Origin of the sequence: Novosphingopyxis iocasae (genome assembly GCF_014334095.1) — a bacterium.
GTDB classification, from domain to species: domain Bacteria; phylum Pseudomonadota; class Alphaproteobacteria; order Sphingomonadales; family Sphingomonadaceae; genus Novosphingopyxis; species Novosphingopyxis iocasae.
Window position 1 is genome coordinate 2,400,794 of the sequence record NZ_CP060495.1, and the last position, 26,471, is coordinate 2,427,264.

Sequence of the window (26,471 nt, forward strand, 5' to 3'; positions counted from 1 at the left end):
ACGGCCCCACGCATCGCGTCGCGCGGGGCGTTGGCCAAGGTGTATCGAAGGGATGGATGGCGTGCAATTGATCAATCGGCTGGACGATCTCCGCATGGCGGTTTCCAATATGAAAGGCCGTGGAAAGCTTGCGCTGGTTCCCACCATGGGCGCGCTGCACGCGGGTCATCTGAAGCTGGTGGAGGAAGCGCGGGCGCGGGTCGATCATGTGGCCGTGTCCATCTTCGTCAATCCGAAGCAGTTCGGGGAGGGCGAGGATCTGGATGCCTATCCGCGCACATTGGAGGCCGATCGCGCCAAGCTGGAGGCGGCAGGCGCGGACCTGCTATGGGTGCCGACGGTAGATGAAATCTATGCCGATGGCTTTGCGACGACGGTGAGCGTCGCTGGCCCCAGCGAGGGGTTGTGCGGCGCGGCGCGGCCGGGGCATTTCGACGGCGTCGCTCTGGTCGTTGCAAAACTGTTCAACCAGGTGCAGCCGGACATCGCGCTGTTCGGGCAGAAGGATTATCAGCAGCTGGCCGTCATCCGCCGCATGGTGCGCGATCTCGATTTTCCAGTGGAGATTGTCGGCGTGCCGACGGTGCGCGATGCGGACGGCCTCGCGCTCTCTTCGCGCAATGCCTATCTTTCGGTGGAGGCGCGGGCGGCGGCGGTGGCTCTGCCCGATGCGCTGAAGAGCGCGGCCGAAGCGATTCGCGATGGCGAGGATCCGGGGCATGCGCTGGACGCGGCACGGCGCCGGATGCTGGATGCCGGCTTCGTCTCGATCGATTATCTTGAAATGCGCGACGGCGATAATTTGCAACCGCTGAAAAGCTTCAAGTCGGGCGCGCGGCTGTTCGTGGCAGCGCGGATAGAAAACACACGTTTGATCGATAATCATCCGGTCGACGGAAAATAGCGACGCGTGCGTTAACCATTCGTTGACCATCTTCTGTTGTTCTGTGCCCATTGGAGGCAAATGGGACAGGGGATATGGGTTACAGTGAGAAAACCGCCCGCTTTTTAATCGAGAGCCGGATGGCTGATGCGGCCGCAGGCAATGCGGACGCGCTTTACGATCTCGGAATCGCTTATTCGACAGGCACCAATGGCGTTGAGCTCGATCTGATCGAGGCGCATAAATGGTTCAACCTCGCAGCGCTCAACGGCAGCGAAGAAGGCATGATGTGCCGCGCCGAAATTTCCTACGACATGACGGCGCGCGAAATCGCCGAGGCACAGCGCGAAGCCCGTGCCTGGCTGCGCGCCACCGAAGTGCGCGCCGCCTAATCAATCACTCTTTTTGAACGGGCCCATCTCGTTCAAAAACTCGATCTCCTGCGCCACTGCCTCGCGCTCGCGCGTCAGGAAATCGTCCACCGCATCGCGGAACCCCTCATCGGCGATGAAGTGCGCCGAATAGGTCGGCGTCGGTTCATAACCGCGGGCCAGCTTGTGCTGCCCCTGCGCGCCGGCCTCTACCGTGGCGAGGCCGCGTTCGATGGCGATGTCGATCGCCTGATAATAGCATAGCTCGAAATGCAGGAACGGCACCTCGGCCAATGCACCCCAATAGCGGCCGTAGATCGTGTCCGGACCCAGCAGGTTCAGCGCACCCGCAATAGGCATGTCGCCGTCATAGGCGAGGACGAGCACGATCCTGTCGCCCATGCGCTGTCCCAACAGGTCGAACGCTTCGCGCGTTAGATAGGGGTGGCCCCATTTGCGCGCGCCGGTGTCTTGGTAGAATAGCCAGAAGGCGTCCCAATGTTCAGGCCGGATGGCTTCGCCGGTCAGCCGTTCGATATGCACCGCGCCTTGCGCCGCGGCGCGTTCCTTGCGGATATTCTTGCGCTTGCGGCTCGATAGCGCGCCCAGAAAGTCGTCGAAGCTGCGATAATCCCGGTTCTTCCAGTGGAACTGGCTGTCGGTGCGAATCAGCCAGCCCGCTTCCTCGAAATGCGCGATCTGGTCCGGTGCGACGAAGCTCGCATGCGCGGAAGACAGCCCGTTCTGCAGCACCAGCGCTTCGGCTGCGTTCAGCAGCGGCTGGGCCAGCGCCTTATCGCGCAGCAGCAGGCGCGGGCCGGGGACAGGCGAGAAAGGCGCGGCGATCTGAAGTTTGGGATAATAGCGCCCGCCCGCGCTTTCGAAGGCGTGAGCCCAACTCTGGTCGAACACATATTCGCCCTGGCTGTGCGATTTCAGATAAGCGGGCAGCGCGGCGGCGATCGCGTCCGCATCATCTTCGATGACGATCGGCGCGGGCGTCCACCCGCTGCCGCGCCCAACGCTGCCCGAATCCTCCATGGCGGAGAGAAAGGCATGGCTTAGGAAGGGATTGCCCGCGCCGTTGCAGGCGTCCCACTCTTCCGCCGGAAGAGCGGCAACGCCGCGACCGATCTTGGCGATGATATCGGCGTCAGGCACGGGCTGCGTAGCGAAGCGTCAAAAGAAGAGCGGCTCCCTTATGCCTTCAGCGCGACGATCGCGTCGACTTCGACCGCCGCATCGAGCGGCAGCACCGGCGTGGCAACGGCGCTGCGGGCGTGGCGGCCAGCCTCTCCGAACACCTGCTCCATCAGGTCCGACGCGCCGTTCACCACCTTGGGCTGATCGGTGAAATCGGACACCGAGGCGACGAACCCGCCCAGCTTCACGATCTGCCCCACGCGGTCCAGATCACCGCCCAGCGCGGCCTTGATCTGTGCGATCAGCATGATTCCGCAGGCGCGCGCGGCTTCGACACCGCGCTCCAGCGAGACGTCCGCGCCCAGCTTGCCGGTCACGATTTCGCCGTCGATAAAAGGAAGCTGGCCGGAAACATAGAGCATGCCGTTGGCTTCCACCGCCGGGCGATAGGACGCCACCGGCGCGGCCGGTTCGGGCAGGGTGATGCCGAGGTCTTTCAGCTTCTGGTCGATGCTCATGCGGTTTGTCCTTCTTCCTTTTTGATTGCGTGGGCCGGATTGCCATCGGCCAGGCGCGCCTCGATCCATTCCAATGCCTCGCCCCAGTGATCGATCCGGGCATGGGCGTGCGCCGCCGGTTCGATGCTGCCCGCCAGGCGCGGCTCGCCCACCATGTGAAGGCGCCACACATCCGGACGATGCTTCTCCACTGATTCGTGATGAACCGCGAGGTCGTCGATAAATATGGTCACCGTGGGGTCGAACCGCTCCACGATCTCGGCCAGCGGAGCGCCCTTGCCACCCTGGTTGCAACGCACTTCGTGATCGATCCCGACAGTCCTTAGCTGCTCGGCCCGTGCTTCCTGTCGGTGATCGAGCAGATTGGTGAGCACCACCACATCGGCCTTTTCGGCCAGCGTGCGGATCGCCGTGACTGCGCCGTCGATCGGTTGTTGGCGGCTCATCTGGCCGTCGAAAAATTCGTTCAGGAGCGGCCAGACATCTTCCTGCGCCACCACGGTTCCGTCATGCTTGTGGCGAAGCGCTTCGGCAAAACCGCCGCGGTCCAGATCGAAATGGATGCCGTGCGCCTCGTCCAGCCATTCGGCGAAGGGCACGACCATGTGGAGGAGCACCTCGTCGCAATCGGTAATGATTAACGGGCGGCGGGCGGTGTCTTGAGTCAAGCGTCCAGCTTTCGGGCGGCTTCAGGGATCAGCGAGGGGTCGATCTGGCGTTCCTCGGCATAGCTTACAAGGTCGGGTTCGTAGCTTTCCAGGAAACCGAGCACGGCACGGTGGGTGGCCCGGTCCGCCAACCCGGCGCGCAGCCCGTCCGGGGTGAGGCCGGTCAGATCGAGAAAGCGCACCGCCCGCTTGTCATCCTCCATGATCCAAGTGAGCGCGTCGAGCGCGAGGGCTTCGGGATCGGCGGGGGCGGCGGGCTGGCGCATGCCGCGGCTCTAGGGCATAGGGGGCCGAGCGCCAAGCGGGGTTGGAGTAGCGAAATGGCCAAACGCATCCTCATCGTGGAGGACAATGAGCTCAATCTGAAGCTTTTCACCGATCTTCTGCGCGCCCACGGCTTCGTCGTCGAGCCGCTGACCGATGGGCGGGAGGCGCTGGAAAAGGCACGTGAGTTCAAGCCCGATCTCGTCATCATGGATATCCAGATGCCGCATGTCAGCGGCCTGGATCTGATCGGACAGATGAAGAGGGACGCAAGCTTGAAGCCGATCCCGATCCTCGCCGTCACCGCTTATGCGGGCAAGGGTGATGAAGAGCGTATCCGTGAAGCAGGTGCGGAGGGCTATGTGTCCAAGCCCGTGTCGGTCATGAAGTTCGTCGAGGCGGTGCAGGAAGCGATGCGCTGACACCAGCCTGAATCAGCCCTCGGTCATCACCGTCAGAAATTATGATACGACAAAGCAATCCAGGGCCTCTGCAAAAGTGCAAGGGCCCTGGATTGCTTTGATATCGACCTACGATGACGTCGATTTATCGAGGAAGGGGAAGCGCGGGAGCGCCTCCCGCCAGATCACTTGATCTTGGCTTCCTTGAATTCGACATGCTTGCGCGCAACCGGATCATATTTCCGGAAGGTCATCTTCTCGGTGATGTTGCGCGGATTTTTCTTGGTGACGTAGAAAAAGCCCGTGTCGGCGGTGCTGACGAGCTTGATCTTCACGGTGGCGGGCTTCGCCATGGCACTTTTCCTAAGCTTAGAGAATGAAGGCGGGCGGCATCGATTCGGTTGCCGTCTGCAATAAGGCGGCGGCGATGACGGTTTGTGCCTGTAAAGTCAAGGGTGCGCGGGGGTTGAAGCCGGATTTGGCGATCGTCGGCCGGGTTTCAGAGCGCGATCAGCGCGCGCACGGCGCGGCCGGTCTCTTCCGCAGCCTCCTGCAACAGCCCGATCAGCCGCTTGGATCGGGCTTCGTCGCCGCGCTCGATCGATTCGCACAACGCCGCGATTCGCGCCGCGCCGATCGTCAGGGCAGGCCCTTTCAGATAATGCGCGCTCGCACGGGCTGCGGAATGGTCTCCGAGCTTCCATTGCTCCGCGATGATTGCCGGACGGTTCTCCAGTTCACCGACAAAACCCGCCATGAAACCGGAGAAAGCCTCGAAGCCGGTGGTTTGCAGCAGTTGCTCGGTCTGCTCTGCGTCGAGCAGCGGGACGGCCAATGCCGGCTCGCCCTTGTCCAGAAAGCTCATTGTTCGATCCGCGCCAGCATGAGGATCGCCTGCGTGCGGTTGGGCACCGAGAGCTTTTTGAGAATCGCCTTCACATGCGCCTTCACCGTAACTTCGGACAGGCCCAGATCATAGGCGATCTGTTTGTTCAGCGCGCCGTCCTGCATCGCCACGAGCACGCGCATCTGCGCCGGGGTGAGCGTTTGGATGCGCTCCAGCTCGGTCGGCTCGTCGCCGCCATCCTGCGCGCCGGAAAACCAGGTGCCGTTGTCCAGCACCGTTCGGATCGCCTCCACCATATCGGGCATCGATGCTTCCTTGGACAGGAAGCCGTTGGCACCGATACCGGAAACCTCCCGCTCGATATCGGGATTGCTGTTGCCGCTGATGATGAGCAGCGGAACATCGGGAAATTCTTCGCGAAATTCGGCAAGGCCGATCATGCCGCGGCTGCCGGGCATGGCGATATCCATCGCCACCATGTCGGCAGTGGCGGCAAGGCGCCGCGCATCTTCCAATGTGTCGGACTCGACGAGCGTCACGGCGGGATCCACCGCTTGAAATGCCATCGCCGTGGCCCGGCGACACATTGGATGATCGTCTACGATGATGGCCCTTCTGGCCATGGCCGTGCTCCCGCTAGCGCCCACCGGATGTGGGGGAGGAAGGGCAAGCGCTAGCGGAAGATGGTTAAGAAGCAGTTGAGACTGCTTCTGTCGGACAGTGGTTTGCCTCGCGGATTATCTGCGTGCGATGGCGGATTTCAGGGGGGAGGCGGCGGATGTGTCGACAGCGGAAAACAGCGCATCCATCTGCAACCGGGTGACGTCGCGGCCCCGATCATGCTTGCCGTCATCGCCGTTCAGGGCGGCAACCGCGGCGAGCAATGTGCGCTGATAGGCGCCGCATTCCTCGCCGCGTACATTGCGGGCGCATGCGCTCTGCGTGCGGGTGATAAGCTCGCTCACAATTTCGGATGTCGGAGCCGACGATGCGGTCGAGGCGGGAGCCGATGCAGCGGCAGCCGGAACGGAAAATGTCAGGGTGCCCAGCGTGGCAGCTGCGAACAGGATGGTTTTCAAACGGATCATAACAGGTCTCCCAACCTCAGTGCCGGTCCGGGTGACGTCCCGGCGACAACGCACTTATGGCCGGACGCGTGGCAATGCGAAATTACCCCTTGGGGTCATAAGGGCCTTTTTCCCGGCAATTCAGCCATTTACCGGGCTTTAACCATGTTCGGTGCAGGATGTTCGTGAAGGCTAATATTCGCAGGGAACGCGTTCACACGAAAAGGGCAGGGGCATGTATCACGACGCTAAGGGTTTTCAGCTTGGCAACCAGCGCAACTGGGCGGTTTATACCGAATTCCGCGCGCTTATCGATGAACTCGAAGCCATCCGAGTTGACCGCGATCCGGCCTACTTTCTTTTCAAGCTCGAACAGCTGCGCGTCGAAGCGCGCCGCTGCCGGCTTTCGGCGCTCGTCTTCGTTACCGAGAAATGCGAGCTCGCGCTCACACGCGCCATGCAAGCCGACAATGTCCGCCATTTCGAACGCGATTATGCGCTGTTGATGCGCGAAGCGGTGGAATGCGGGGAGGCGACGCCCGCGCAGTCGGAGGCGCTGCTCGCTTCGGTCGCCTATCGCATGACCGGCTGAGACGTGGATGCACTGCTGACCGGAATGCTTGCCGTGCTACTCGCCGAAACCGGCGGACGCACGCAATTGCTTGCTGCCCTGTGCGCCATCCGGTTCGATCGGGAAGGGCGCGTGATCGCGGGGCTGCTCTGCGCGATCCTCCTGAATGTCGCGATTTCCGCCTGGCTCGGCTCGTTCATCCATGCGGCCATCAGCGAGGATGCGCTGATGTTTTTCTACGCGCTGGCCTGCATGTTCGCGGGCCTGATGATGCTCGCACCTCACCGCCGCGTGGAGGAACCGGAGCAAGGCCTTGGCGCGTTCTTCGGTACATTCGTCGCCCTGTTTCTCTCAATGCTGGGGGACAAGAGCCAGTTTCTGATCGGCGCAACAGCGGCGCGAACCGATATGCCGCTTTGGGCCGGTATCGGCGGCTTCCTGGGACTGGCCATTGCCTGCATTCCTGCAGTGATCTTTCGCAATCAGCTGGCGCGCGCCGTGCCGCTGGTCTGGGTACGCCGCGTGGGCGGCGGCCTGTTCACTGTTCTCGGCGTCATCCTGTCCCTCGCCGCTTTGGGCTTGATCTGAACCCACAGGCATAGGTCCCAGCGTTGATCGAAGCGCTGGATCGCTCTGAGCGGCAAAGTCGGTGGAAACTTCGCGCTGGCCCAAGGGTTATTCTGGCATAGCAACGAAAAACTGATCCCAGAAAGGACCGACCTTGACCGACAAGCATCCCGGAATCGACGACAACAGCAAGAAGGCGCTGGCCGAATCGCTGAACGGTGTCCTCGCAGACAGCTATGCGCTGTATCTGAAGACCAAGAATTTCCACTGGCACATGCATGGACCGCATTTTCGCGACTACCACCTGCTGCTCGATGAGCAGGCGGCGGAAATCATCGGCACCACCGATGCCATTGCCGAGCGCGTCCGCAAGATCGGCCTACGCACGCTCACCTCGATCGGCTCGATCTCCCGCCACCAGTCGCTGAAGGATAGCGACGATGCAGGGCTTTCCGCCGAACAGATGCTGGACGATCTGCGTACCGACAACTTGGCCTATATCGCCAAGCTGAAGGAAGCGAAGGCGCTGTGCGAGGAAACCGGAGACAATGCCACCGATGGCCTGATCGACGATTGGACCGACATGGCAGAAGAACGCGCCTGGTTCCTGGCAAGCACGCTCGAAAAGAACTGAGCGGACGGGATGTACGGCCTCAGGCTTTTGCCGGGCCGTACACCCATTCGCCGAATATCGCGCTGAGATCGCTCCCGCTCGCCCTTTCCATAGCTTTCTGGAAATCGCGACTGACGACAGTCTTTCCGGCAAAGCTGCGGGTGTATGCGCGTAGACCGCTCCAGAACGCTTCCTCGCCGATCGCGGCCCGAAGTTCCGCTAGGAAAAGCGCACCTTTACTGTATTGCACGGCGCGCCGATAGCCGAGCGATGGGTAGTCGCCGCTCCAGGCCAGCGGTTTGTCCCAACCGCGCTCAATCAGTTGGGCGCGGCGACCTCGTAGGATCTCGATTTCCTTCGCATAGGCTGCGTTGCCAAACCGCTCCTGCTTCCAGGCCGCGGTCATGAAAGTAGCAACGCCCTCGTTCAGCCAGAAATCGCGCCAGGTTAAGGTGGTGACACGGTTGCCCCACCATTGATGTGCGAGCTCGTGCGCGATCACCCAGGCGGCTTCGGGTTCATCCGTTTCGCGGTCCAGTTCACCCTTCCCGATCAACGAGAAGCTCATCGTCTCCTGCGCCTCGCGGCCCGGAACGAGCAGTTGCGTGTAGCCGCCGCGGGGTAGGTCCATGCCGGCTCGGTCAGCGAAAAAAGCGACCATCGCCGGCGTTTCCGCGAAAAGTGAAGCGAGGTCGGCAGGCGCACCCGTTGCGTTGCGGTAATGCAGCGTGCCTTGCGGCGTCTCGATTGTCTTTCGCGGGAAACGACCTGCGGCGAAGGCGAACAGATAGGGTGAGACCGGATCGACGCTGCGCCACCGATGGAGAGTAAGGCTACCGCCAAGCTCCCGCTCCGCCCACTTCACGCCTACGCCTTGGGTGTCGAGCCCGGTGGGCACGTAAAGATCCAGCGCGATGGAGGCTTTGTCGCCTGGGGAATCTTGCCGGCAGACCATCCAGTCGCAGGCGAAATATCCAGACCATATGCCCGCATCGCTGGTGCTCACGCCCCGCATCGGCGTACCCGCAATGTCGAAGGACAGGAGGGCGGTCTCTCCCGCCGCGAGCGGGCGGGGCAGATGGAAAACAATCCTGTCCCTGTCGCTCTCGACCATTACCGGCGTGCCGTCCACCCGCGCATCGACGATCGCCAACGCGTTGGGCGAAAAGGCGACCGTTTCGAGCCGGTCGACGTTCGCGACAACCCGGATAGTCTCGCGACCGGTCAACGCGGTGGTCGAGACGTCGGGGCGAAGCGCAACCTCATAGGCTTCGACGTGATAACCTGTGCTTGGGTCGGCAGCGGAGGGCGCTGCGAACGCGCCTTCCGACGCGGTGGCCATCGCAAGGGCGCATGCGGCCAGTCGAAATCGTCGGTCCATCAATCTTCCCCCTTCTGTTTGGACCTAGCCCAAGCGCTGGCAAAGAAGATTGAGAGAAGCGATGGATGGTGCCGCCGAAGGGGCGGATGCATGCGAAGCGACGCTCGTAAGCAAAACCAAGCTTGGCGCGCGAAACATATACAAAAAAGGCGGCCCCGCGGGACCGCCCTTCTCTATTCTATGGGTAAAACGAAAACGCCGATCAATCGGTCGAGTGCAGGTTCACCGCCGAATATTTGCCGCGGCGATCGACTTCGATGTCGAAGCCGACGCGGTCGCCCTGCTGCAGGGCGGACATGCCGGAACGTTCCACGGCGCTGATGTGGACGAAGGCATCTGCTTCGCCATCGTCACGCTCGATGAAGCCGAAGCCCTTCACATCATTGAAGAACTTCACGGTGCCCTTGGCCTTCTGGCCGGTCAGCTCGCGCTGCGGAGCGCCGCCGCCGGGGCGCGGACCGCGATCATTGCCACCCGGACGCGGGCCGCGATCGAAGGACTGTACCGGCATCGGCTCACCCTCGATCTCGAGATCACTGGCCGAGACCTTGCCGCCGCGATCCACCAGGGTGAACTTCAGCGGCTGACCTTCGGCCAGACCGGATAGCCCGGCCGCCTCGACTGCGCTGATGTGAACGAACACGTCATCGGGACGGTCATCGCACTGGATGAAGCCGAAGCCCTTCTGCGCGTTGAAGAACTTGACCACGCCTTCGCCCGATCCAACGACCTGTGCCGGCATACCGCCGCCGCCGCCGCCGCGACGCGGGCCACCGCCGCCGAAGCCGCCGCCTCCACCGCCGCCGAATCCGCCGCGCGGGCCACCGCCGCTACCGCGATCATCATCATAGCCGCGCGGGCCACCGCCAAAACCGCCGCGTCCGCCGCCGTCGAACGGAGCGGAGTCCCTGTATCCGTCGAAATTCTCGTCGCCGAAACTGTCGCGCTTATCACGGCCCTTGCCGCGCCGCTTACGGTCAAAACTCATATCGTCGTAAACACCTTGCTTCGCCCCCCGGTTCGGCCGATTGCAGCGAAGGACGACTGACTGCGCGGCCGATGCGTCCTCGCGTGGAATCGCATCAGCCTAAGGGCATAGCGGAAAATTCGCTCGCTTGCGACATCTGTTTTCCACAGGCTGGCGCGCGCTGCGCACGGCTCGCGCTGCTAAGGCGCCTAGTCGGACCGATTGCGCAGCGGGGCAGGGCTTCCCATGATAGCGTGGCCGATCATTGCGTTGACAGCCCCCATGCGGCAAAGGGCTGGCCAATTCGTTCGTTCGATCGAGAAACAACCAGCAACAGGATGCATCCCCAGTGACGGTTCATTTTCATGAAGAAGACCTGCCGGCCGGCGTGCTGGAAACGGGCGACCTGGCCGTCGACACCGAAACCATGGGGCTGCGCACGCCGCGCGACCGGCTCTGCCTACTGCAGATCTCCAACGGCGATGGGGATGAACATCTCGTGCGGTTTGCGCCGGGCTCTTCTTACGACGCACCCAATCTGAAGCGCATCCTGGCCGATCCGGCACGGGTGAAGCTCTATCATTTCGGGCGGTTCGACCTCGCGGCGATCGAATATTATCTGGGCGTCACTGCCGGGCCTGTGTTCTGCACCAAGATCGCCAGCAAGCTGGTGCGCACCTACACCGATCGCCACGGGTTGAAGGAACTGGTGCGCGAAATGCTGGGGGCCGATATCTCCAAGCAGCAGCAGTCGAGCGATTGGGGCGGCCCGGAACTGAGCGACGCGCAGAAGGACTATGCCGCATCGGACGTGCGCTTCCTCCATCGGCTGCGCGAGCAGTTCATCACGCGGTTGGAGCGCGAGGGGCGGATGGAGATGGCGCAGGCCTGCTTCGATTTCCTGCCCATGCGCGCGCGCCTCGATATCGCCGGATGGGCGGATGACGATATCTTCGCTCATAGCTGATCGCATCCTTACGGAAGCGTCTGCATGAGCCGGCGCGCCGATGATCAGCGCTCGCAGCGCAAGGAATTCGCTGCGCCAGGCGGCTCGTTCGATCGCACCATCCGCATTTTGCGCATTGCGCTGCCGGTGGCGGTGGGCGTCGTCATCGCCATCCTGCTGCTAGCGCCGCTGGCGGACCGTGGAGAAATGAGCTTTGTGCTCGACAAGAACCGTGTCGAACGCGCGCCCGAGCGGCTTCAGTCGAACAATGCAATGTATCGCGGCGTCGATGACAAGGGCCGCCCCTTCGCGCTGAAAGCGGGCAGCGCGGTGCAGCGCAACGCCACGCCGGGCCAGGTGCAACTGAACGATCTGTCGGCGCGCATCATGCTGGATGACGGCCCGGCATCCGTGCAGGCGGGCGGCGCTATCTACGATATAGAGGCGCAAACGGCGCGGGTACCGGGCCCGCTCGAATTCGAAGCGGAGCCGGGCTACCGGCTTTCCACCAGCAACGCCGTGCTGGCCTTCGGGCCGCAAACGCTCAGTTCCACCGGGGGCGTCACCGGGACCACCGATCTGGGCAGTTTCAAGGGAGACCGGCTGGAGGCCGATCTTGCCAATCGCACGCTGGTGGTTTCGGGCAATGTCACCGGCCGCACCGAAGTAGGCCCGTTCCGCGCCGATCGCCTGACGGTAGATCTCGCCAAGGGAACGATTGCGCTGTCCGGCGGTGCGAAAGTTCACGTCAATCAGGGCCGCTTGCGTTAAGGACATGGATATGAAGCGGATCGCGATACTCACCCTCGGCCTTTTGGGATCGGCAATGCTGCTGCCGACGGCCAGCGCGCAGGTGCTCACCGGGCACAACAGCAACGCGCCGGTGGATTTCAACGCGGGCCGGATCGAGATCCAGGACCGGTCCGACCGGGTGGTGCTCTCCGGCGGAGTTCAGGTAACGCAGGGCAATCTCACGCTACGCTCGGCGCGCATGACGATCGCTTATTCCAACGGGCGGAACATCAATGTGAACCGCATCGATGCGACGGGCAATGTGGTGATCACCCGCGGGGACGAGCGCGCCACCGGCAATGCCGCGATCTACGATCTTGATCGGCGGCTGATCACGCTGGTGGGCGATGTTACGCTGCGCCAGAGCGGCAATGATCTGAACGGCGGCCGTCTGGTGATCGATCTCGACAGCGGCAAGGCCGTGATCGACGGCAGTGGTGGGGGCACCCCGCCGCCCGGCATCGAAAGCGCCGGGCCGGGCCGCGTCACCGGCACGTTTACCGTCCCGCAAAACAGCCGCTAGCGCCGCGTCCCTCGCGCGGTTTCGCCGTCGTTCGTCGAGATCGGCTTGAAACCTGCAGGTGCAGCCCACATGCAAGGCTTATGGACTGTCCCTTCCGGCCCTTCCTTTCTGAGCGCCGAGTGTTTGCAAGCATCGCCGCGCGCGCCTATCTCGCGCCGGGGGAGCGGCCGGCAGGAACATGAAGCGCATGGATGACATAAGCACCGCGATCAGCCCCGAAGCGGCGATGACCGATCATGCGCTCGACCGCGGGCTGGCGGTGGTCTCGATCGCCAAAAGTTATGACAAGCGCCAGGTGCTGTCGGACATCTCGCTGTCGGTCGGCCGGGGCGAGGTGGTCGGGCTGCTCGGGCCCAATGGCGCGGGCAAGACCACCTGTTTCTACTCGATCATGGGGCTGGTGAAGCCCGACAGCGGCCGTATCGTGCTCGACGGGGAGAATATCACAGGCCTGCCGATGTATCGCCGCGCGGTCCTGGGCCTTGGCTATCTGCCGCAGGAAACCTCTATCTTTCGCGGCATGACGGTGGAACAGAATATCGGCACCGTGCTGGAAATGGTCGAGCCCAGCAAACAGGCGCGTCAGGACCGGCTGGAACGGCTGCTCAGCGAATTCGGCCTTACCCGCCTGCGCGATTCCGCGGCGATGGCGCTGTCCGGCGGTGAGCGGCGGCGCTGCGAGATTGCGCGCGCTCTGGCGGCCGATCCGTCGATCATGCTGCTGGATGAGCCCTTTGCGGGCATCGATCCGATCTCCATCGCGGACATCCGCGATCTGGTCGCCGATCTTAAGAAGCGCGACATCGGCGTCCTGATCACCGACCACAATGTCCGCGAGACGCTGGAAATCGTGGACCGGGCCTGTATCATCTATGACGGCCAGGTGCTGTTCGCGGGTTCTCCGGAAGATCTGGTGGCGGATCCCAATGTCCGCCGCCTCTATCTGGGTGAGAGCTTCGCGCTTTAGGAACAGGCAAAGGGGGGCCGGTGTGAGTAAGGTGCGTTTCCAGACATGAGTTCCCTGGGACCTAGGCTCGATCTACGCCAGTCCCAGTCGCTGGTGATGACCCCGCAGTTGCAGCAGGCGATCAAGCTGCTCGCGCTAAGCAATCTCGAGGTCGAGGCCTATTTGAACGATGCGCTGGAGCGCAATCCGCTGCTCGCCAGCGAAAGCCGCGGCGGCGAGCAGGAGCAGGCGGTGCGCGATGCACCGGCGGAAGCGCGCGCTGACGAGGGCGTGGACCCGGTGGAAGCGCGAGGCGAGCGTGCAGAGCATTTCGGTTCGCCCGGCAGCGGCGGTTCGCTACCATCGGCAGAGCCCGGCGAGGGCCCGGATTTCGACCGGATGGCATCGCCCGAGCCGACGTTGCACGAACATCTCGAGGCGCAGGCCAACGCCCATTTCGGCCCCGTCGACCGCGCCATCGCGCTCGCGCTGATCGAACAGATCGACGCCGCTGGATATCTCGGCGAAAGCGTGGATGTCATCGCCGCGCGGCTGGGGATCGAAGAGGAGGAGGTCGAGCGGGTGCTCGGCGAGGTGCAATTGTTCGATCCCACTGGGGTAGGCGCGCGCAACCTGGCCGAATGCCTAGCCATCCAGGCGCGCGAGGCGGATCGTTTCGATCCCTGCATGGCAATGCTGATCGGCCATCTCGATCTGCTCGCCAAGGGTGATTTCACGCGGTTGAAGCGCTTGTGCGGGGCGGATGACGAGGACTTCGCCGAAATGGTGGCGGAGCTTCGCGAATATGACCCCAAGCCCGGTTCGCGCTTTGACAGCGAGACGCTGCCGCCGGTGGTGCCTGATATTTTCATCCGGCAGCATGCGGGCGGCTGGCGCGTCGAACTGAACGAGGCGAACCTGCCGCGCCTGTTGGTGGACCGCCAGTATCAGGCCGATCTGGAAGCCGGTGCAGACAAGGCGACGAAGAGCTGGATCGGCGAATGCCTCAGCGAAGCGCATTGGTTGATCAAAGCGCTCGATCAGCGGCAACGCACCATCGTAAAGGTGTCGAGTGCCATTCTGAAGCGGCAGGAAGCCTTCTTCCACAAGGGCGTCACCGCTCTGCGCCCCCTCACGCTTCGCGAGGTGGCCGAAGACATTGAGATGCACGAAAGCACGGTCAGCCGTGTCACCAGCAACAAATATCTCGCCTGCACACGCGGCGTGTTCGAGCTTAAATATTTCTTCTCCAGCGGCGTCGCGTCAGGCGATGCGGGTGAAGCGGCCAGCGCGGAAGCGGTAAAGAGCCATATCGGCAAGCTGATCGATGCGGAGGATGCCAAGAACATCCTGTCCGACGATCGGCTGTGCGAGCTGTTGAAGGAAAAAGGCTTCGACATTGCCCGCCGTACCGTTGCCAAATATCGCGAGGCAATGGGACACGGATCGTCCGTGCAGCGGCGGCGGCAGAAGAAAATGGCGGGGCTGTAAGCGGCCCGCCCTTCGCTTCGCGTGTCTGTTAGAGCCGGTCGATCTTGTCGGTCACCTTCTTCCCGGCGATGAAGCCGAGAACCAGGAAAATCACGAAAAGAACGATCGCGATCACGAACAGCCAGATGGCGATATTGGCGAAGGTGCCCGCCACGCCCCCGAAGCCGAGGATGGCCGCGACCAGCGCGATGATGAGGCAGAGAATAGCGAGTTTGATCATGATGCTGAAAGCCGCGAGCCACGATGCGGTTCCGCGGCGGCATCGATTGCCTGCGCTTAAGTCTCGGCTGTCGGCTGCGGGCGAGGGAACACCAGCCGCGTGACCGCGCCGTCTTCGTTGGAATAGGCCAGCTGCCCGCCTAGCTGCGCTGCAAAGCCGCGCGCAATCCGCGATCCAAGACCGTGGCCCGCTCGCTCCTCATGATCATCAGGGAAACCGGGGCCGCTGTCGCGCACCGTCAGCTCGAGCCCGGCAGGGCCCAGATCGCGCAGCATGACGCCGATCTGGCTGGAGGGCTGCTCCGCCACCCCATGCTTCAGGCTGTTGGTGACGATCTCGGTCACCAGCAGCGACAGCGTCATCATCTTGCCGATATCGAGCCGGACCGGGTCCATCTGCACGTCGAAATGGACGTTCCCGGCACCGCTGCCTTCGCGCAAATCCTCGCACAGATCGCAGAAATATTTCTCTAGGGACATTTCTACCGCTTCGGGGCGGTAGAGCCGCCGATGGACGCGCGACATGACGGTGATGCGCCGCTGCGCCTCTTCCATCACGGCCACGGCAGATGCCGGATCGGCCGCAACCCGCCGCTGTTCGAGCGAAAGGAGCGAGGAGACGAAGCTCATATTGTTGGCGACGCGGTGCTGCAGTTCCGCGAACATGGCGCGCTGCTGCTCGTAGAGCGAAGAGCTGACGGAGCGTTGCTCGCTCAGGCGTTCGCGGCTCAGCTCCATATAATGGATCAGCGCGATATCGACCGCCGCGATGAACAGGAAAAAGCAGAGCGCGGTGGCCGCCGGGCCGTCCAGCGCGAAGCTGCGCATCGGCGCGATGAAGAAGTACCAGCTGGCGATACCCGATAGCGCCGCGCACAGCACGCCGGGCCGCGTTCCGGCCAGGAAGGTGGTCAGGATGATCGCCGGAAAGAAGGTGATATAGGGAAAGCCGCTGGGCAATATTCTGCCCACCTCGAACCGCACGATCAAAGCGAGCGCGAACGCCGCAACCGCGAACAGCAGTCCCAATGTGCCATTGCCCCGCAGCACCCCGCTGATCGTGCGCATCGCGCTGCGGCGAACGGGGCGGCTTCCGGCGGCGCTTTCCTCGACCACCTTCATTCCGCGTCTTCCCGCAGCCCGGCGACCTGCATGACGCCCTCGTCAATAGCTGTGCCTTCGGCCCGCACGCGCTTCTCGACCAGATCGACCGGCGTGCGGGAAAGCTCCAGCTGCCAGCGCGCGCCGTCGTCGGCCACCAGCAGGAAGCCGCCGGGCGCCCGCTTCAGCGTGCCGGTGAGGACGAGCCGGTCGCTCAGGCGAGTGCCTGCGTAACGGGCACATATTCATAGCCGAGATCGTGGGCCACGGCTTCGTAGGTCACCTTGCCGTCCCACACATTGAGGCCCTCGGCGAGATGCGCGTTGCGCCGCAGCGCTTCCTTCCAGCCAAGTTCCGCGATCTTCATCGTATGCGGCAGGGTCACGTTGTTGAGCGCATAAGTGCTGGTGCGCGCCACGGCCCCGGGCATATTGGCCACGCAGTAATGCACCACATCGTCGATCACATAGGTGGGGTCGTCATGCGTCGTCGCCTTGGACGTCTCGAAACAGCCGCCCTGGTCGATCGCGACGTCGACCAGCACCGCGCCGGGCTGCATCGTCTTCAGCATATCGCGGGTCACCAGCTTGGGCGCCGTGCCGCCGGGGATCAGCACCGCGCCGACGACGAGGTCCGCATTGGCGACGCATTCGGCGAGGTTCGCCTTGTTGGAGAAGCGCGTGACCGCGCGCGCCTCGAAATAATTGCCCAGCTTTTCGAGCACTTCCGGATCGCGGTCGAGGATCGTCACCTGCGCGCCGAGGCCCGCTGCCATCTGCGCCGCGTTGAAGCCGACCACGCCGCCGCCGATGATGGTGACATTGGCCGGCGCCACGCCGGGCACGCCGCCCAGCAGTACTCCGCGCCCGCCATGCGCCTTCTCCAGCGCGCTTGCGCCGGCCTGCACCGACATGCGGCCCGCCACCTGGCTCATGGGCTTTAGCAGCGGCAGCTGACCGCCGGGGCCGGTTACGGTTTCATAAGCGATGCAGGTCGCGCCGCTGGCGACCAGATCCTTCGTCTGTTCCGGATCGGGGGCGAGGTGCAGATAGGTGAACAGGATCTGCCCTTCGCGCAGCATGGCGCGTTCACCGGCCTGCGGTTCCTTCACCTTCACCACCATCTCGGCTTCGGCGAAGACGGTCTTCGCGTCGGCAACGATGCGCGCGCCGGCGGCCTCATACTCGCGGTCGTGCGAGCCAATGCCTTCGCCCGCCCCGGTTTCCACCATTACCTCATGGCCGTGCGCAACCAGTTCGCGCGCGCTTTCGGGCGTCAGGCCGACGCGATATTCGTGATTCTTGATTTCGCGGACGGTTCCGACGAGCATGACGTGTTCCTCGAACAGACTGAATTGGTATCGCCGCTGTAGCGCGCGCCGTAACGGAATGCGACTCCGAAGCTGTTACTTTGTTTCAGCCTGCCGAAATTTTCATTGCGCAGGACTTTCGCGGATCGGCACCGGGATGTTGCAGATATCCGCGCCCCCTGCGGGCACGTTGAAGAACGGATCGCGCCGGTTCGCGCGCGCCTCGGCATAGCGCGCAAAGGTGGAGCTTTCAGTGGAAAGATACTGAAAATTAGGCCGCTGGGCTTCCGGCAGCTCGGAGGCCAGCCGGACCGAAACGATCGGCGTGCGCTCTTCCGGGTTCTCATAAAAACCCAGATCCCCGGTGCCGCGCGGCAGGCTGGAAAGATTTTCCATGCCCTCGATCACCCGCCCGACCAGCGCAATGTTCCTGTCCAGATGCCGCGGCGCCTGTCCAATCACGGTGTAGAGTTCCGCGCCCGTCCCCGTGTCCGGCGAGAGATTGCGGCCAACGCCGACCATGCCGTAGCAATGGACGGGCCAGTAAGACGGAACTGTCCCATCCTCGGCGCCTGTTGCGTCACTGGCGATTGGCCAGCCTAGCAGGTGACCCGAAATCGCCGCATAGGGGTCGGGGAAATCCGGCAAAATCGGTTCGAAAAGCGCAGCGGTATCGCCACTTTCGATTTTTTGTTCGAGATTTGGAGAATTTGGTAGCTCGAGATCGGCGGCGTTCAGCGCATTTCTTAAAAAGAAGTAGGCGAGTGACTGCCAAGCCAAATCATGTTGGTTGGCTATTTCGGGAACGAATACACGTTGCGCCACATACTCGCTCTCCGGCACGGTCTCCAACCCATCCGGCAGCGGTTTCTTCTCGGTCGCATCGCCCCATTGCACGACATAATTGTCCTGCACGCGGTTCACGCTGGTGCCGTCCCACCAATGCGCCTCTGCTAGCTTGCGGATGTTGCCGATCCACCCTTGCGAAAACGGCGGTGGCATCAGCTGAATTACGACGCGGCGCGGCTTGCCGTCGCGGGCCGGCGCAAGATCCATCACCAGCAGGTCCTCCGGCGCGATCGTCACCCATTCGGACGACTGTGCCTGACCCACGAGCTCGCCGGGCGAGGGATAGGTTTTCGCTTCGTCCTGTGCGGAGGAGACAGCAGGCGCGAACAGCATCGCACCCAGCAGGGCAGCGGCAAGGGCGGGGCGGACGCAGCGAGCTGACAAAATCATGACAATGAACGTGGCACAAACCCGCGCCTTGCGAAAGCGTGTGCGAACGATTAGAGGCAGCGCCTTCCAGCGATATGCGGAGCGGTGGCCGAGTGGTCGAAGGCGCTCGCCTGGAAAGTGAGTATACGGCAAAACCGTATCGAGGGTTCGAATCCCTCCCGCTCCGCCAGCTGCTTTTCCAGCCTGTTTCGTACTCTTCCGCAAGCCCGCGCGGTTTTCGGTCTGGTTTGCTCCCTTTCGCTTCTGCTTCAATTGATGGCAATCATGAGGGTGCGGATGGCTGCGGCCCGCATGCATCATACCGACGCGGCAGGCCGGCACCGGTTCATCCTCGAACGCTGAGCAGGGGCTGATCTTGATATTGCCGGCGAGCGCGTGCTCCATCGCGGTTCCGAAGTAAGCGCGCGTCAGAGCGCGGTGCCGGAACCCTTGTCTGTGGGCGGGGAGAGGCGATGCACTGACATGCTGCTCTCATGCATTTCGTGATCGCCCGCTGACGCGGTTCAGTTGGACCATGCCGACTGCCAGCGCCAGCAAGGCGATGATAGCGAGCGCCAGCAAGGCCCCGGCCTCCAGCGTTCCGGCGTGATCGCGCGGCGCGTAGCGTGGGATTTGCGAGAAATCGGCGCGGGTGAAGGGGCGGTCGTTGAACAGATAGGGGTAATAGAATTGGCGCAATCGCTGGTGGAAGGCAGCGATGCTGTCCTGATAGGCGAGCTGCCCTGCGATGTCGGTGTCGGCGAGCCGGTGCAGCACGTTCATGGTGCCTACGCCGGGCAGGACGAAACCGAGCGAGCGCGTCATATCCTCTCGCTTGGCCAGGCTGGCGCGATAAGCTGCGACATGTTCTGCCACCGCCTCGTCCCCGACCTGATGCATGGCATAATACCATTTCCAGTGGAAACGCCCCTCAAACTCTTCCTTCCCGCGCCATTCGGGATGGCCCGCGAGGAAGCGCTCGAAGGTCTGCTCCTTGGGAATGTCCCAGCCGCTATGGACGATTTCACGCTGGGCCAAAGTGAGGTCGATCCCCTTGGCAACCGGCACGCCGCGCGCGATGGCCGCATTGGCCAGGGTCGGCAGGATAAGGGTGAGCACGATCCAACAGCCGATCATGACCGCCGCTGCGGTGGAGGAGGTGCGCAGACGCCCCCCGATCAGCATATTGAGGCCGAACCAGAATGCCGCGTACAGCGCCGCAGTCAGCAACATGATGGTGATCCCCGTTGCCGGCGCCGCCATCACAAGCCCGCCCACCACCAGCGGCAGGCCGAGCGCGATCAGCACGGCAGCGTAGCGCAGGCCGACGCGGCGGCGCCATAATCCGCCGCCCGGTAGCGACAGCAGCAAGCGCAGCCGTCCCGTCTCCCGCTCGCCCGTCACCAGATCATGTCCAAGAGCGATGATCACCAGGGGCATCAGATAGATCAGTACAAACGCCCAGTCGAACACGCCGGGAAGCGCCAGTTCGGGATTATAGGTTTCCGAATCGTAGAGCTGGGCCTGCAGTCCGAGCACACGGACGCGCAGCACATAGGGCTGCAGATCGCGCTGGCCGATCGCCGCGAAGGAGAGCGGCGGCGGCGGGTCCTGCGTCAGCATGAAGGCGTAATAGGCGTTGTAGCCGGCCTCGCCCTCCGGCCCGGCATTGGCTTTTTCGACCGCGGCGAGATCGCGCGCCTGCTCGGCCGCCACCCGCTCAATGGTTGCGCGCTGGTTCTGGATTTCTGCTATCCCGGCCCAGACTGCAGCGCTGGACAGAAGCAGCAGCAGGATCAGCGCCAGCAGGTTTCGCCCGGAGCGCAGCAGCAGGCGCAGCTCGGCAGTCAAGATCGACATGGAAGCGCTCATCGTGCGCTCCTCCCGATACGCCGCGCAGCAAAGGCGGCAAGCCCGGCCAGCGCGGCAATCCAGCCGAGCAGGACTGCGAACGGCCAGATGATGTCTGCTGGCCGCCCAAGCGGGTTGGCCGGTTCATAGGAGAAGCGCGGCACCTTTTGCCAATTTGCGGCAGAGATGCGCGGGTCGTCGCCCTCGATGCTCGGAAGCAGTTCGGCCTGCATCCGGTTCAGCTGCTGAACGAAATCGTAGCGGAAGCTCTCCGCCTGATTGAGAAAGTCGTAATGCGCGGCCGGGTCGCTGCCCGCCAGCGCCATTGATAACTGGCGGATGGCGATCATGGGGCTGAGCGCCGAAAAGGCGTGGACGAAGGCGTTCTGCTCGTTCTCACTGCCAATCTGGCGGTCTGCCGCATCGGCATAGATCTGTGTGGTCAGACGCTCGCCTTCGATGCTGACGAGCCCGGCATATTGCACCGGCAGTTCCTCGACCGTTGCCACCCCATAGCGGGCGAGAACGCGGTCTCGGAAATCGTTGAAATAGGGATCGTCCGGATCATGGCTGTCGCCGATTTTTAGAAGGTCACGGTGGAGCGCGATTTCGGTTTCGATCTTGGTTGCAAGCTGGCTTTGCGCAGAGGCCGCTTCGGGCAGCGCGCGGGGCAGAAGGATGACGGTGACCATCCAGAGGCCGACGAGGATGGCGAGCGCATCGCGCGGCCGGGCGGCGAGAGCGGAAACCACGACGCCGAGCGCCGCCCACAGCAGCAGCCACGCGCCATAGCCGAGGATCATCAGCAGCGCGCTGGCCCCATCCGCTGCGCCGTTGGCGGCAAAGGCGACGAGCACGGCGAAGGCGGGCAGGCCCACCGCCAGCGCTATGGCGCCATGGCCGAGCAGTTTGCCGGCAATCACGCTGCGTCCGCTAACGCCCTGCGCCAGCATGAGCCTGAGCGTGGCGCGTTCCTTCTCCCGCGCCACGCTCGCAAAGGCGAGGAAGATGAGGAGCAGCGGTGCCAGCGTCTGTAGCACGAAGGCCGGGGTCAGCTGGCCGAAGCGCAGCAATAGAGAGGATTGGCGTGCCTCGGCGAAATTCGCACTGTTCTGGCGGTGTCCCTCGAGGAAGATCGTATTGCCGGTGAAACTGTCCACGCCCGCATCGAAAAAGGCGAGCGGGGCGATCGGGCGGAACACGAACTGGCCGTAATGGACCATGCGGTGGGGATGGCGATTGGGCTGGGCATCGAAGTCCGTATCGACGCTCGCCTGATAGCGTTCGCGATCCGCTTCGATCGCGCTGCGCCGTTCGAGACTGGTAAAGCTGGAAACAAGGATAAGGAGGACGAGAAGCGCGCTGGCGATCAGGCCGGCACGGTTGCGCGCCAGCACACGCCACTCTTCACGCGCGATCAGCATCGCGGTGTTCATGCTGCGGCTCCCGCCTGCGTATAATGGTCGTGCAAAGCGTTGAGATCGAAGCGCGCACCGCTGGTGCTGGCCGCACGCTCTTCCTCGATACGGCCCTTGCCCAGAAAACCGATCCGGTCCGCGATGTCGACGGCACTGACGATGTCGTGCGTTACCATCAGCACGGCAACCTCGCGTTCGCGTGCGGCATCGAGCAGCTGGTTGAATTCCAGCACGGCGCGCGGATCGAGGCCCGAAGTCGGCTCGTCTAGCAACAGCACGGGGACATCGCGCGCCAAGGCCAGCGCGATCGCGACCTTCTGGCGCATTCCCTTGGAGAAGCCGGACAGCCGCTTGTCCCACGCCGCCGGGGCAAGGCCGACGGATGTCAGCGCGTCATCGATTGCTGCGGGGTCCCGGTCGGCTTTGGCAAGGGCCAGGAAATACCCGATATTCTCCCGCGCGGTGAGGTGATCGTAGAGCGCCACATTTTCCGGCACATAAGCCATGGCTGCGCGCGCGGCGCGCGGATCGGCCACCGGGTCGATGCCGCATACGCGCACCGTGCCCGCTTCGGGCGTGAGGAAGCCCAGCAGCGCGGAAAGGGTCGTCGATTTGCCCGCGCCGTTGCCGCCCAGAAGCGCGTAGATTTCCCCGCGGCCCACCGTCAGGTCCAGCCCGTGGAGCACCGCATTCGCGCCATAGCTGTGATGCAGCCCGGTGATCGCGATCGCCGGATCGGTTTGGGTCATGTTGCTCATCAGAAATTCGCCCTGAAGCCGATGGTTGCGGTGCGCGGCGCGCCGGGCTGAACCCAGAGCTGGGAATAGCTGTTGGCGTACCAATGTTCGTCGAAAAGGTTTGCGACCGTCCCGAACAAGGTCACGTCTTCCAGCAGTTCGATCTCGCCGAAAAGGCGGACCAGGGTGTGCGCCGGCAGGTAGAAGTCGGTGCCCGTCGCGCCCAGACGATCGCTGACATATTGCACGCCGCCGCCAAGCTTCGCCTCGCGCGTGCCAAGCTGGAAGGTCTTGGAGACTTGCGCATTGAAGCTGTGATCGGGGATGTTGATCAGCGGGTCGCCCGGCTCGATTACGAAGGAGAAATTGGGGTCGAGCACGCGGGAACGGGATGTGGCATCGACATAAGCATAGCTCAGCAGCAGATCGAAGCCGCCCGGCAGACGCCCGTTCATATCCAGCTCCACGCCGCGGCTGCGCGCTTCGCCGATCGCGACCGAGAATCCAGGATTGTTGATATCGCTGGCAAGGACATTGTCCTTGTCGAGCTGGTAGACGGTGAAGGTGCCGGTCAGCGCGCCGTTCAGCAGCACCAGCTTGGCGCCCGCTTCGATCGACCGGCTGGCTTCGGGATCGAAGATGCGTCCCGTCACGTCGGTGCCGATATTGGCGCGAAAGCCCTCGCTATAGGCGGCATAGAGCGTAACCGGATCCGCCACCTCGTAGACCACGCCGAATTGCGGGCTGACGCGGTTGTCCTTGCGCTCGCTGTTGATGCCGGTGATGTAGTTTTCGGTGCGCAGCGTGAAGTCGTCATAGCGCGCGCCCAGCCTTATCTGCAGACGATCGGTCAGTTCGATCTGGTCCTGAACGAAGACGCCGGTCGATGTCTGGCGATCCAGACGATCATTGTTGGGCAGGGGCGTCGGCGGGACGAAGCGGCCATAGACCGGATCGAAGATGTCGATGACGTAGGATGCCGCGTCGCTTGGATTGGTCGACAATGCAGGGGGACGGCGGCGGCCGAATTGCTGATAATTGTCGAACACGTCGTGATCCGCACCGATCAGAATACGGTGGCTGAAGGGACCGGTCTCGAACTGGCCGCTCAATTCACCGCGAATAACCTTCTGTTCGGAATCGTACAGGCGTGAGCGTCGTTCGCGGGCGAGCGAGCGTCCATCGCGAAACAGTTTCTGACGCGATCCGCTAAGGTCCGGATCGGAAGACAAGCCGGTCAGCAGCGTATCGCGGATGCTGCCGCCGAGCAGCAGGCTCCACGACCCGTTGAAATCATGCTGGATCCGCAGCGAGTGCCCTTCGGCGCGCGCGATATGGTCCCCATCGCCCGGTTCGCCCAGATAACGGTTGCGCGGAACGGTTTCGAAATCGCCGTTCAGCACCACGATCCCCCGGTCGAAGGGCACTTCGACGCGAGTCTTTTCAAGGTCATAGGTGATCCGGGTGTCCGGCCCGATCGCAAGACCGACCGACGGCAGAAAACCCCAGCGATATTCCTCCACCGTGTCCCGGAAGGTGTCGCCGCCTTCGATATAGCCGATCAGGCGTACGCTCAGTCCTGACGTCACGGCCAGGTTCAGGTCGGCTTCGGACCGCAACCGGTCGAAACTGCCGAACTGCACGCCGAACGTACCGAATGTGTCGCCGATCCGCGCCTGCTTGGTGACCAGGTTGACCGTGCCGCCCGGTTCGCCGCGCCCGAGGAGGGCGGCGGCGGGGCCTTTCAGCACCTCGATCCGCTCGATCCCCGCCGTATCGCGTTCACCGCCAAAGCCGCGGCCGCCGTTGAAGCCGTTGACGAGATACCCCGTCGGGATGTTCTCATCGCCGGCAAAGCCCCGGATGGCGAAGGAATCCCACAGGCCGCCGAGGGTATTCTGGCGCGCAACCGACGCATTCAGGTCCAGCGCATCGTTAAGACGGACGATATTGTTCTCCACCAGCGTCTCGGTATCGATGACGTCGATGGACTGGGGAATTTCCCGCAACGCGAAATTGCCGCGATAGGCCTGGCGTACGCCGTTGACGACGATCTGGGCGCCGTCCTCTTCCGCAATGTCATTGGATTCGGCGGCGCGTTCATTTCCGTCCTGCTGGGCGGTCGCCGGCGTCGGCGCGAAGAGCAGTCCTAGCGAGGAAAGGGCGGAGGTGGCGAAGAAACGGGTGGTCATTCAGCTAACTCGAAGGCAGTGGGAGCGGGCGATGAGATAATGTCTCGTGTTCCCCGCGCCCTTAACTGCTGAGACTCGCTAGTCAATGTTATATCATCACAAACTGATGCTGGCTTGCTTCACGGGCTTCCGTGGAGACTGAACCGCACCAGGCTTCTGCAGCGCCACGTCATTGGCGTGTGATGATGCGACGTATCCATCTCTATCTGGGCTTGTTCCTGGGTGGACTGGTCTTCCTATCCGCCCTGACCGGCGCGGCGCTGGTCTTCTACATCGAGATTGATGAAGCCCTGGTGCCGGGGCTGCGGGACGTTCCCTCCGAAGCGCGGCCCGCGTCCTGGCAGAGCGTGTACACGACCTTGCAGCGCAACCATCCGGAACGAACCGGCGCTTGGCGGATCGAAGTTCGGGAACAGGGCGGCCCTATCCCGGTGCGCTATCATGACCCTGTGGAAACGCGCGGCGAGCTGTTCGCGCCGTTGATGCTGTGGCTGGACCCGCGCGATGGCTCGACCATCCGCAGCGGGTTCTGGGGCCAGTATCCCGCGACCTGGCTGTACAAACTGCACTGGCAATTGCTGGCCGGAACAACTGGCACCATCACCATGGGCATCGCCGGTACCGCGATGTTGGTGCTGCTCATCAGCGGTCTTGTCGCCTGGTGGCCGCGGCGCGGCCATATCCGCAACGCCTTTCGCTTCAAACGAAGCGCTGCGCCGGTCCGCCGCCTGTACGATCTGCACAAGCTGACTGCGATCAGTATCCTGCTTCTGTTGTTCGTTGTCTTGCCGACGGGCGTGATGCTGGAGTTGCCGCAATATGCGCGTCCCTTACTGGAACGCGCTTCACCGCTCTTCGCGTCGCCAGCAATTCATCTGGAACCCAGAGGCAGAGCGGCCCTGCCTCTGGACCCTCTCGTGATGAAGGCCAAGGCACGCTTTCCCGACGGGAAGCTTGCTTGGATCGAGACACCGGCCGATGCCACCGCGCCGGTTCGCATCAGCCTTGCGCGCCCGGGCGAACCGAGCAGGCGGTTTCCACGCACCACCGTCTGGCTCGATCCTTATTCCGGCCAGATCCTTGCCATCCGTGATGGGCTGCGCGAAAGTTCGGGCGACAAGGTTCTGAACTGGCTGCACCCTCTCCACGCAGGTGAAGCCCTGGGCCTTTTTGGTCGTCTGCTGGTGTTACTGACGGGTGTCGGCACCATGTTTCTGGTAGTCACCGGCATCTGGCGTTTCCTGCTGCGTCGTCGGCGGCCAGTTCATGTGAAACGTCGCCATAGGTCTAAAAGGTTAGAAAGCTGACTGCGAAAATCACGTCACCAAACTGCTGGTTTTGGGGACATCGTCAGGATTTTGGATTGCGCATGAACTATCGCCATTCCTTCCATGCCGGCTGTGGACTGAATAACCTGTATGGAGACGAGGCCGTACGCGCTGGCGAGGCGACGCACGGCGTATTGCG

Annotated in this window: 31 protein-coding genes and 1 tRNA gene; 13 read left to right on the forward strand and 19 right to left on the reverse strand. The window is 63.1% G+C overall.

Annotated features, from left to right (window positions below):
• Positions 1 to 61 precede the first annotated feature (61 nt).
• Together panC and H7X45_RS11505 are read left to right on the forward strand one after the other, a co-directional pair.
• Positions 62 to 904 carry a pantoate--beta-alanine ligase gene (gene panC, locus H7X45_RS11500; protein ID WP_187335002.1) on the forward strand — a complete coding sequence of 281 codons (843 nt, stop codon included), beginning with the start codon at positions 62 to 64 and terminating at the stop codon, positions 902 to 904.
• A gap of 74 nt (positions 905 to 978) precedes the next feature.
• Complete coding sequence (locus tag H7X45_RS11505; RefSeq protein WP_187335003.1) at positions 979 to 1,275, forward strand: SEL1-like repeat protein; 297 nt, start codon at positions 979 to 981, stop codon at positions 1,273 to 1,275.
• Here H7X45_RS11505 and H7X45_RS11510 read toward each other — a convergent pair whose 3' ends face one another.
• The 4 genes from H7X45_RS11510 to H7X45_RS11525 are packed head-to-tail and all read right to left on the reverse strand — an operon-like array spanning position 1,276 to position 3,849.
• Positions 1,276 to 2,415 carry a GNAT family N-acetyltransferase gene (locus H7X45_RS11510; protein WP_187335004.1) on the reverse strand — a complete coding sequence of 380 codons (1,140 nt, stop codon included), beginning with the start codon at positions 2,413 to 2,415 and terminating at the stop codon, positions 1,276 to 1,278.
• Positions 2,416 to 2,453: 38 nt separating this feature from the next.
• On the reverse strand, positions 2,454 to 2,915 hold the full coding sequence (locus H7X45_RS11515) for a RidA family protein (RefSeq protein ID WP_187335005.1): 462 nt from the start codon (positions 2,913 to 2,915) through the stop codon (positions 2,454 to 2,456).
• A complete protein-coding gene (locus H7X45_RS11520) occupies positions 2,912 to 3,520 on the reverse strand; it encodes an HAD family hydrolase (protein WP_187337134.1) in 609 nt (202 codons plus the stop codon). The genes H7X45_RS11515 and H7X45_RS11520 overlap by 4 nt, the downstream gene beginning before the upstream one ends.
• Before the next feature lie 59 nt (positions 3,521 to 3,579).
• The gene (locus H7X45_RS11525) at positions 3,580 to 3,849 is read right to left on the reverse strand and encodes a DUF3572 family protein (RefSeq protein WP_187335006.1); all 270 of its coding nucleotides are present in this window, start codon (positions 3,847 to 3,849) and stop codon (positions 3,580 to 3,582) included.
• Between the two features lie 54 nt (positions 3,850 to 3,903).
• Here H7X45_RS11525 and H7X45_RS11530 point away from each other — a divergent pair, with 54 nt between their 5' ends.
• Entirely contained in the window at positions 3,904 to 4,269 is a 366-nt protein-coding gene (locus H7X45_RS11530; protein ID WP_187335007.1) for a response regulator, read from the forward strand.
• A gap of 164 nt (positions 4,270 to 4,433) precedes the next feature.
• Here the strand turns inward: H7X45_RS11530 and rpmG are convergent, their stop codons facing one another.
• The 4 genes from rpmG to H7X45_RS11550 form a co-directional block, all read right to left on the reverse strand.
• Positions 4,434 to 4,601 (reverse strand): 50S ribosomal protein L33, encoded by a 168-nt coding sequence (gene rpmG / locus H7X45_RS11535; protein ID WP_022672986.1) that lies wholly within the window; start codon positions 4,599 to 4,601, stop codon positions 4,434 to 4,436.
• 146 nt (positions 4,602 to 4,747) lie between these two features.
• A complete protein-coding gene (locus tag H7X45_RS11540; protein ID WP_187335008.1) occupies positions 4,748 to 5,113 on the reverse strand; it encodes an Hpt domain-containing protein in 366 nt (121 codons plus the stop codon).
• On the reverse strand, positions 5,110 to 5,718 hold the full coding sequence (locus tag H7X45_RS11545) for a response regulator transcription factor (RefSeq protein ID WP_187335009.1): 609 nt from the start codon (positions 5,716 to 5,718) through the stop codon (positions 5,110 to 5,112). The genes H7X45_RS11540 and H7X45_RS11545 overlap by 4 nt, the downstream gene beginning before the upstream one ends.
• Before the next feature lie 114 nt (positions 5,719 to 5,832).
• Positions 5,833 to 6,183 (reverse strand): hypothetical protein, encoded by a 351-nt coding sequence (locus tag H7X45_RS11550; RefSeq protein WP_187335010.1) that lies wholly within the window; start codon positions 6,181 to 6,183, stop codon positions 5,833 to 5,835.
• Positions 6,184 to 6,397: 214 nt separating this feature from the next.
• Here H7X45_RS11550 and H7X45_RS11555 point away from each other — a divergent pair, with 214 nt between their 5' ends.
• From H7X45_RS11555 to H7X45_RS11565, 3 genes are all read left to right on the forward strand, one after another.
• Complete coding sequence (locus tag H7X45_RS11555; protein ID WP_187335011.1) at positions 6,398 to 6,754, forward strand: hypothetical protein; 357 nt, start codon at positions 6,398 to 6,400, stop codon at positions 6,752 to 6,754.
• Positions 6,755 to 6,757: 3 nt separating this feature from the next.
• Positions 6,758 to 7,321 (forward strand): TMEM165/GDT1 family protein, encoded by a 564-nt coding sequence (locus H7X45_RS11560; RefSeq protein ID WP_187335012.1) that lies wholly within the window; start codon positions 6,758 to 6,760, stop codon positions 7,319 to 7,321.
• A gap of 133 nt (positions 7,322 to 7,454) precedes the next feature.
• The gene (locus H7X45_RS11565) at positions 7,455 to 7,934 is read left to right on the forward strand and encodes a Dps family protein (RefSeq protein WP_187335013.1); all 480 of its coding nucleotides are present in this window, start codon (positions 7,455 to 7,457) and stop codon (positions 7,932 to 7,934) included.
• 19 nt (positions 7,935 to 7,953) lie between these two features.
• On the opposite strand, the gene H7X45_RS11570 is transcribed toward H7X45_RS11565, so the two are convergent.
• A complete protein-coding gene (locus H7X45_RS11570) occupies positions 7,954 to 9,255 on the reverse strand; it encodes a M1 family aminopeptidase (RefSeq protein WP_214645490.1) in 1,302 nt (433 codons plus the stop codon).
• A gap of 241 nt (positions 9,256 to 9,496) precedes the next feature.
• Positions 9,497 to 10,282: a cold-shock protein gene (locus H7X45_RS15280; protein ID WP_187335015.1), complete on the reverse strand. Its 786-nt coding sequence runs from the start codon at positions 10,280 to 10,282 to the stop codon at positions 9,497 to 9,499.
• Positions 10,283 to 10,610: 328 nt separating this feature from the next.
• Between H7X45_RS15280 and H7X45_RS11580 the strand changes: the two genes are divergently transcribed.
• The 5 genes from H7X45_RS11580 (at position 10,611) to rpoN (ending at position 14,959) form a co-directional block, all read left to right on the forward strand.
• Positions 10,611 to 11,228: a ribonuclease D gene (locus H7X45_RS11580; protein ID WP_187335016.1), complete on the forward strand. Its 618-nt coding sequence runs from the start codon at positions 10,611 to 10,613 to the stop codon at positions 11,226 to 11,228.
• Between the two features lie 24 nt (positions 11,229 to 11,252).
• On the forward strand, positions 11,253 to 11,978 hold the full coding sequence (locus tag H7X45_RS11585; RefSeq protein WP_187335017.1) for an LPS export ABC transporter periplasmic protein LptC: 726 nt from the start codon (positions 11,253 to 11,255) through the stop codon (positions 11,976 to 11,978).
• Between the two features lie 10 nt (positions 11,979 to 11,988).
• Positions 11,989 to 12,522 (forward strand): LptA/OstA family protein, encoded by a 534-nt coding sequence (locus H7X45_RS11590; protein WP_187335018.1) that lies wholly within the window; start codon positions 11,989 to 11,991, stop codon positions 12,520 to 12,522.
• A 226-nt stretch (positions 12,523 to 12,748) separates the two neighbouring features.
• Positions 12,749 to 13,489 carry an LPS export ABC transporter ATP-binding protein gene (gene lptB / locus H7X45_RS11595; protein WP_246449892.1) on the forward strand — a complete coding sequence of 247 codons (741 nt, stop codon included), beginning with the start codon at positions 12,749 to 12,751 and terminating at the stop codon, positions 13,487 to 13,489.
• Between the two features lie 45 nt (positions 13,490 to 13,534).
• Positions 13,535 to 14,959, forward strand: a complete 1,425-nt coding sequence (gene rpoN, locus H7X45_RS11600; protein ID WP_187335020.1) for an RNA polymerase factor sigma-54 — start codon at positions 13,535 to 13,537, stop codon at positions 14,957 to 14,959.
• A gap of 28 nt (positions 14,960 to 14,987) precedes the next feature.
• On the opposite strand, the gene H7X45_RS11605 is transcribed toward rpoN, so the two are convergent.
• From H7X45_RS11605 to H7X45_RS11625, 5 genes are all read right to left on the reverse strand, one after another.
• A complete protein-coding gene (locus H7X45_RS11605; protein ID WP_187335021.1) occupies positions 14,988 to 15,179 on the reverse strand; it encodes a DUF1328 domain-containing protein in 192 nt (63 codons plus the stop codon).
• 56 nt (positions 15,180 to 15,235) lie between these two features.
• Positions 15,236 to 16,300: a sensor histidine kinase gene (locus tag H7X45_RS11610; protein ID WP_187335022.1), complete on the reverse strand. Its 1,065-nt coding sequence runs from the start codon at positions 16,298 to 16,300 to the stop codon at positions 15,236 to 15,238.
• Positions 16,297 to 16,437 (reverse strand): DUF5818 domain-containing protein, encoded by a 141-nt coding sequence (locus tag H7X45_RS15355; protein ID WP_246449448.1) that lies wholly within the window; start codon positions 16,435 to 16,437, stop codon positions 16,297 to 16,299. The genes H7X45_RS11610 and H7X45_RS15355 overlap by 4 nt, the downstream gene beginning before the upstream one ends.
• A 56-nt stretch (positions 16,438 to 16,493) precedes the next feature.
• Positions 16,494 to 17,609, reverse strand: coding sequence for an alanine dehydrogenase (gene ald / locus H7X45_RS11620; protein ID WP_187335023.1), 1,116 nt, complete (start codon positions 17,607 to 17,609; stop codon positions 16,494 to 16,496).
• 102 nt (positions 17,610 to 17,711) lie between these two features.
• Complete coding sequence (locus H7X45_RS11625) at positions 17,712 to 18,827, reverse strand: peptidylprolyl isomerase (protein ID WP_425498169.1); 1,116 nt, start codon at positions 18,825 to 18,827, stop codon at positions 17,712 to 17,714.
• Between the two features lie 78 nt (positions 18,828 to 18,905).
• On the opposite strand from H7X45_RS11625, the gene H7X45_RS11630 reads away from it, so the two are divergent.
• Positions 18,906 to 18,996 (forward strand) — tRNA-Ser (locus H7X45_RS11630).
• A 302-nt stretch (positions 18,997 to 19,298) separates the two neighbouring features.
• On the opposite strand, the gene H7X45_RS11635 is transcribed toward H7X45_RS11630, so the two are convergent.
• The 4 genes from H7X45_RS11635 to H7X45_RS11650 are packed head-to-tail and all read right to left on the reverse strand — an operon-like array spanning position 19,299 to position 25,004.
• Positions 19,299 to 20,678: an ABC transporter permease gene (locus tag H7X45_RS11635; RefSeq protein ID WP_246449449.1), complete on the reverse strand. Its 1,380-nt coding sequence runs from the start codon at positions 20,676 to 20,678 to the stop codon at positions 19,299 to 19,301.
• Positions 20,675 to 22,093, reverse strand: a complete 1,419-nt coding sequence (locus H7X45_RS11640) for an ABC transporter permease (protein ID WP_187335024.1) — start codon at positions 22,091 to 22,093, stop codon at positions 20,675 to 20,677. Before H7X45_RS11640 ends, H7X45_RS11635 begins: the two co-directional genes overlap by 4 nt.
• On the reverse strand, positions 22,090 to 22,824 hold the full coding sequence (locus tag H7X45_RS11645) for an ABC transporter ATP-binding protein (RefSeq protein WP_187337138.1): 735 nt from the start codon (positions 22,822 to 22,824) through the stop codon (positions 22,090 to 22,092). Before H7X45_RS11645 ends, H7X45_RS11640 begins: the two co-directional genes overlap by 4 nt.
• 8 nt (positions 22,825 to 22,832) lie before the next feature.
• Positions 22,833 to 25,004: a TonB-dependent siderophore receptor gene (locus tag H7X45_RS11650; protein WP_187335025.1), complete on the reverse strand. Its 2,172-nt coding sequence runs from the start codon at positions 25,002 to 25,004 to the stop codon at positions 22,833 to 22,835.
• A gap of 131 nt (positions 25,005 to 25,135) precedes the next feature.
• Between H7X45_RS11650 and H7X45_RS11655 the strand changes: the two genes are divergently transcribed.
• A complete protein-coding gene (locus H7X45_RS11655) occupies positions 25,136 to 26,311 on the forward strand; it encodes a PepSY-associated TM helix domain-containing protein (protein WP_187335026.1) in 1,176 nt (391 codons plus the stop codon).
• Positions 26,312 to 26,471: the final 160 nt, after the last annotated feature.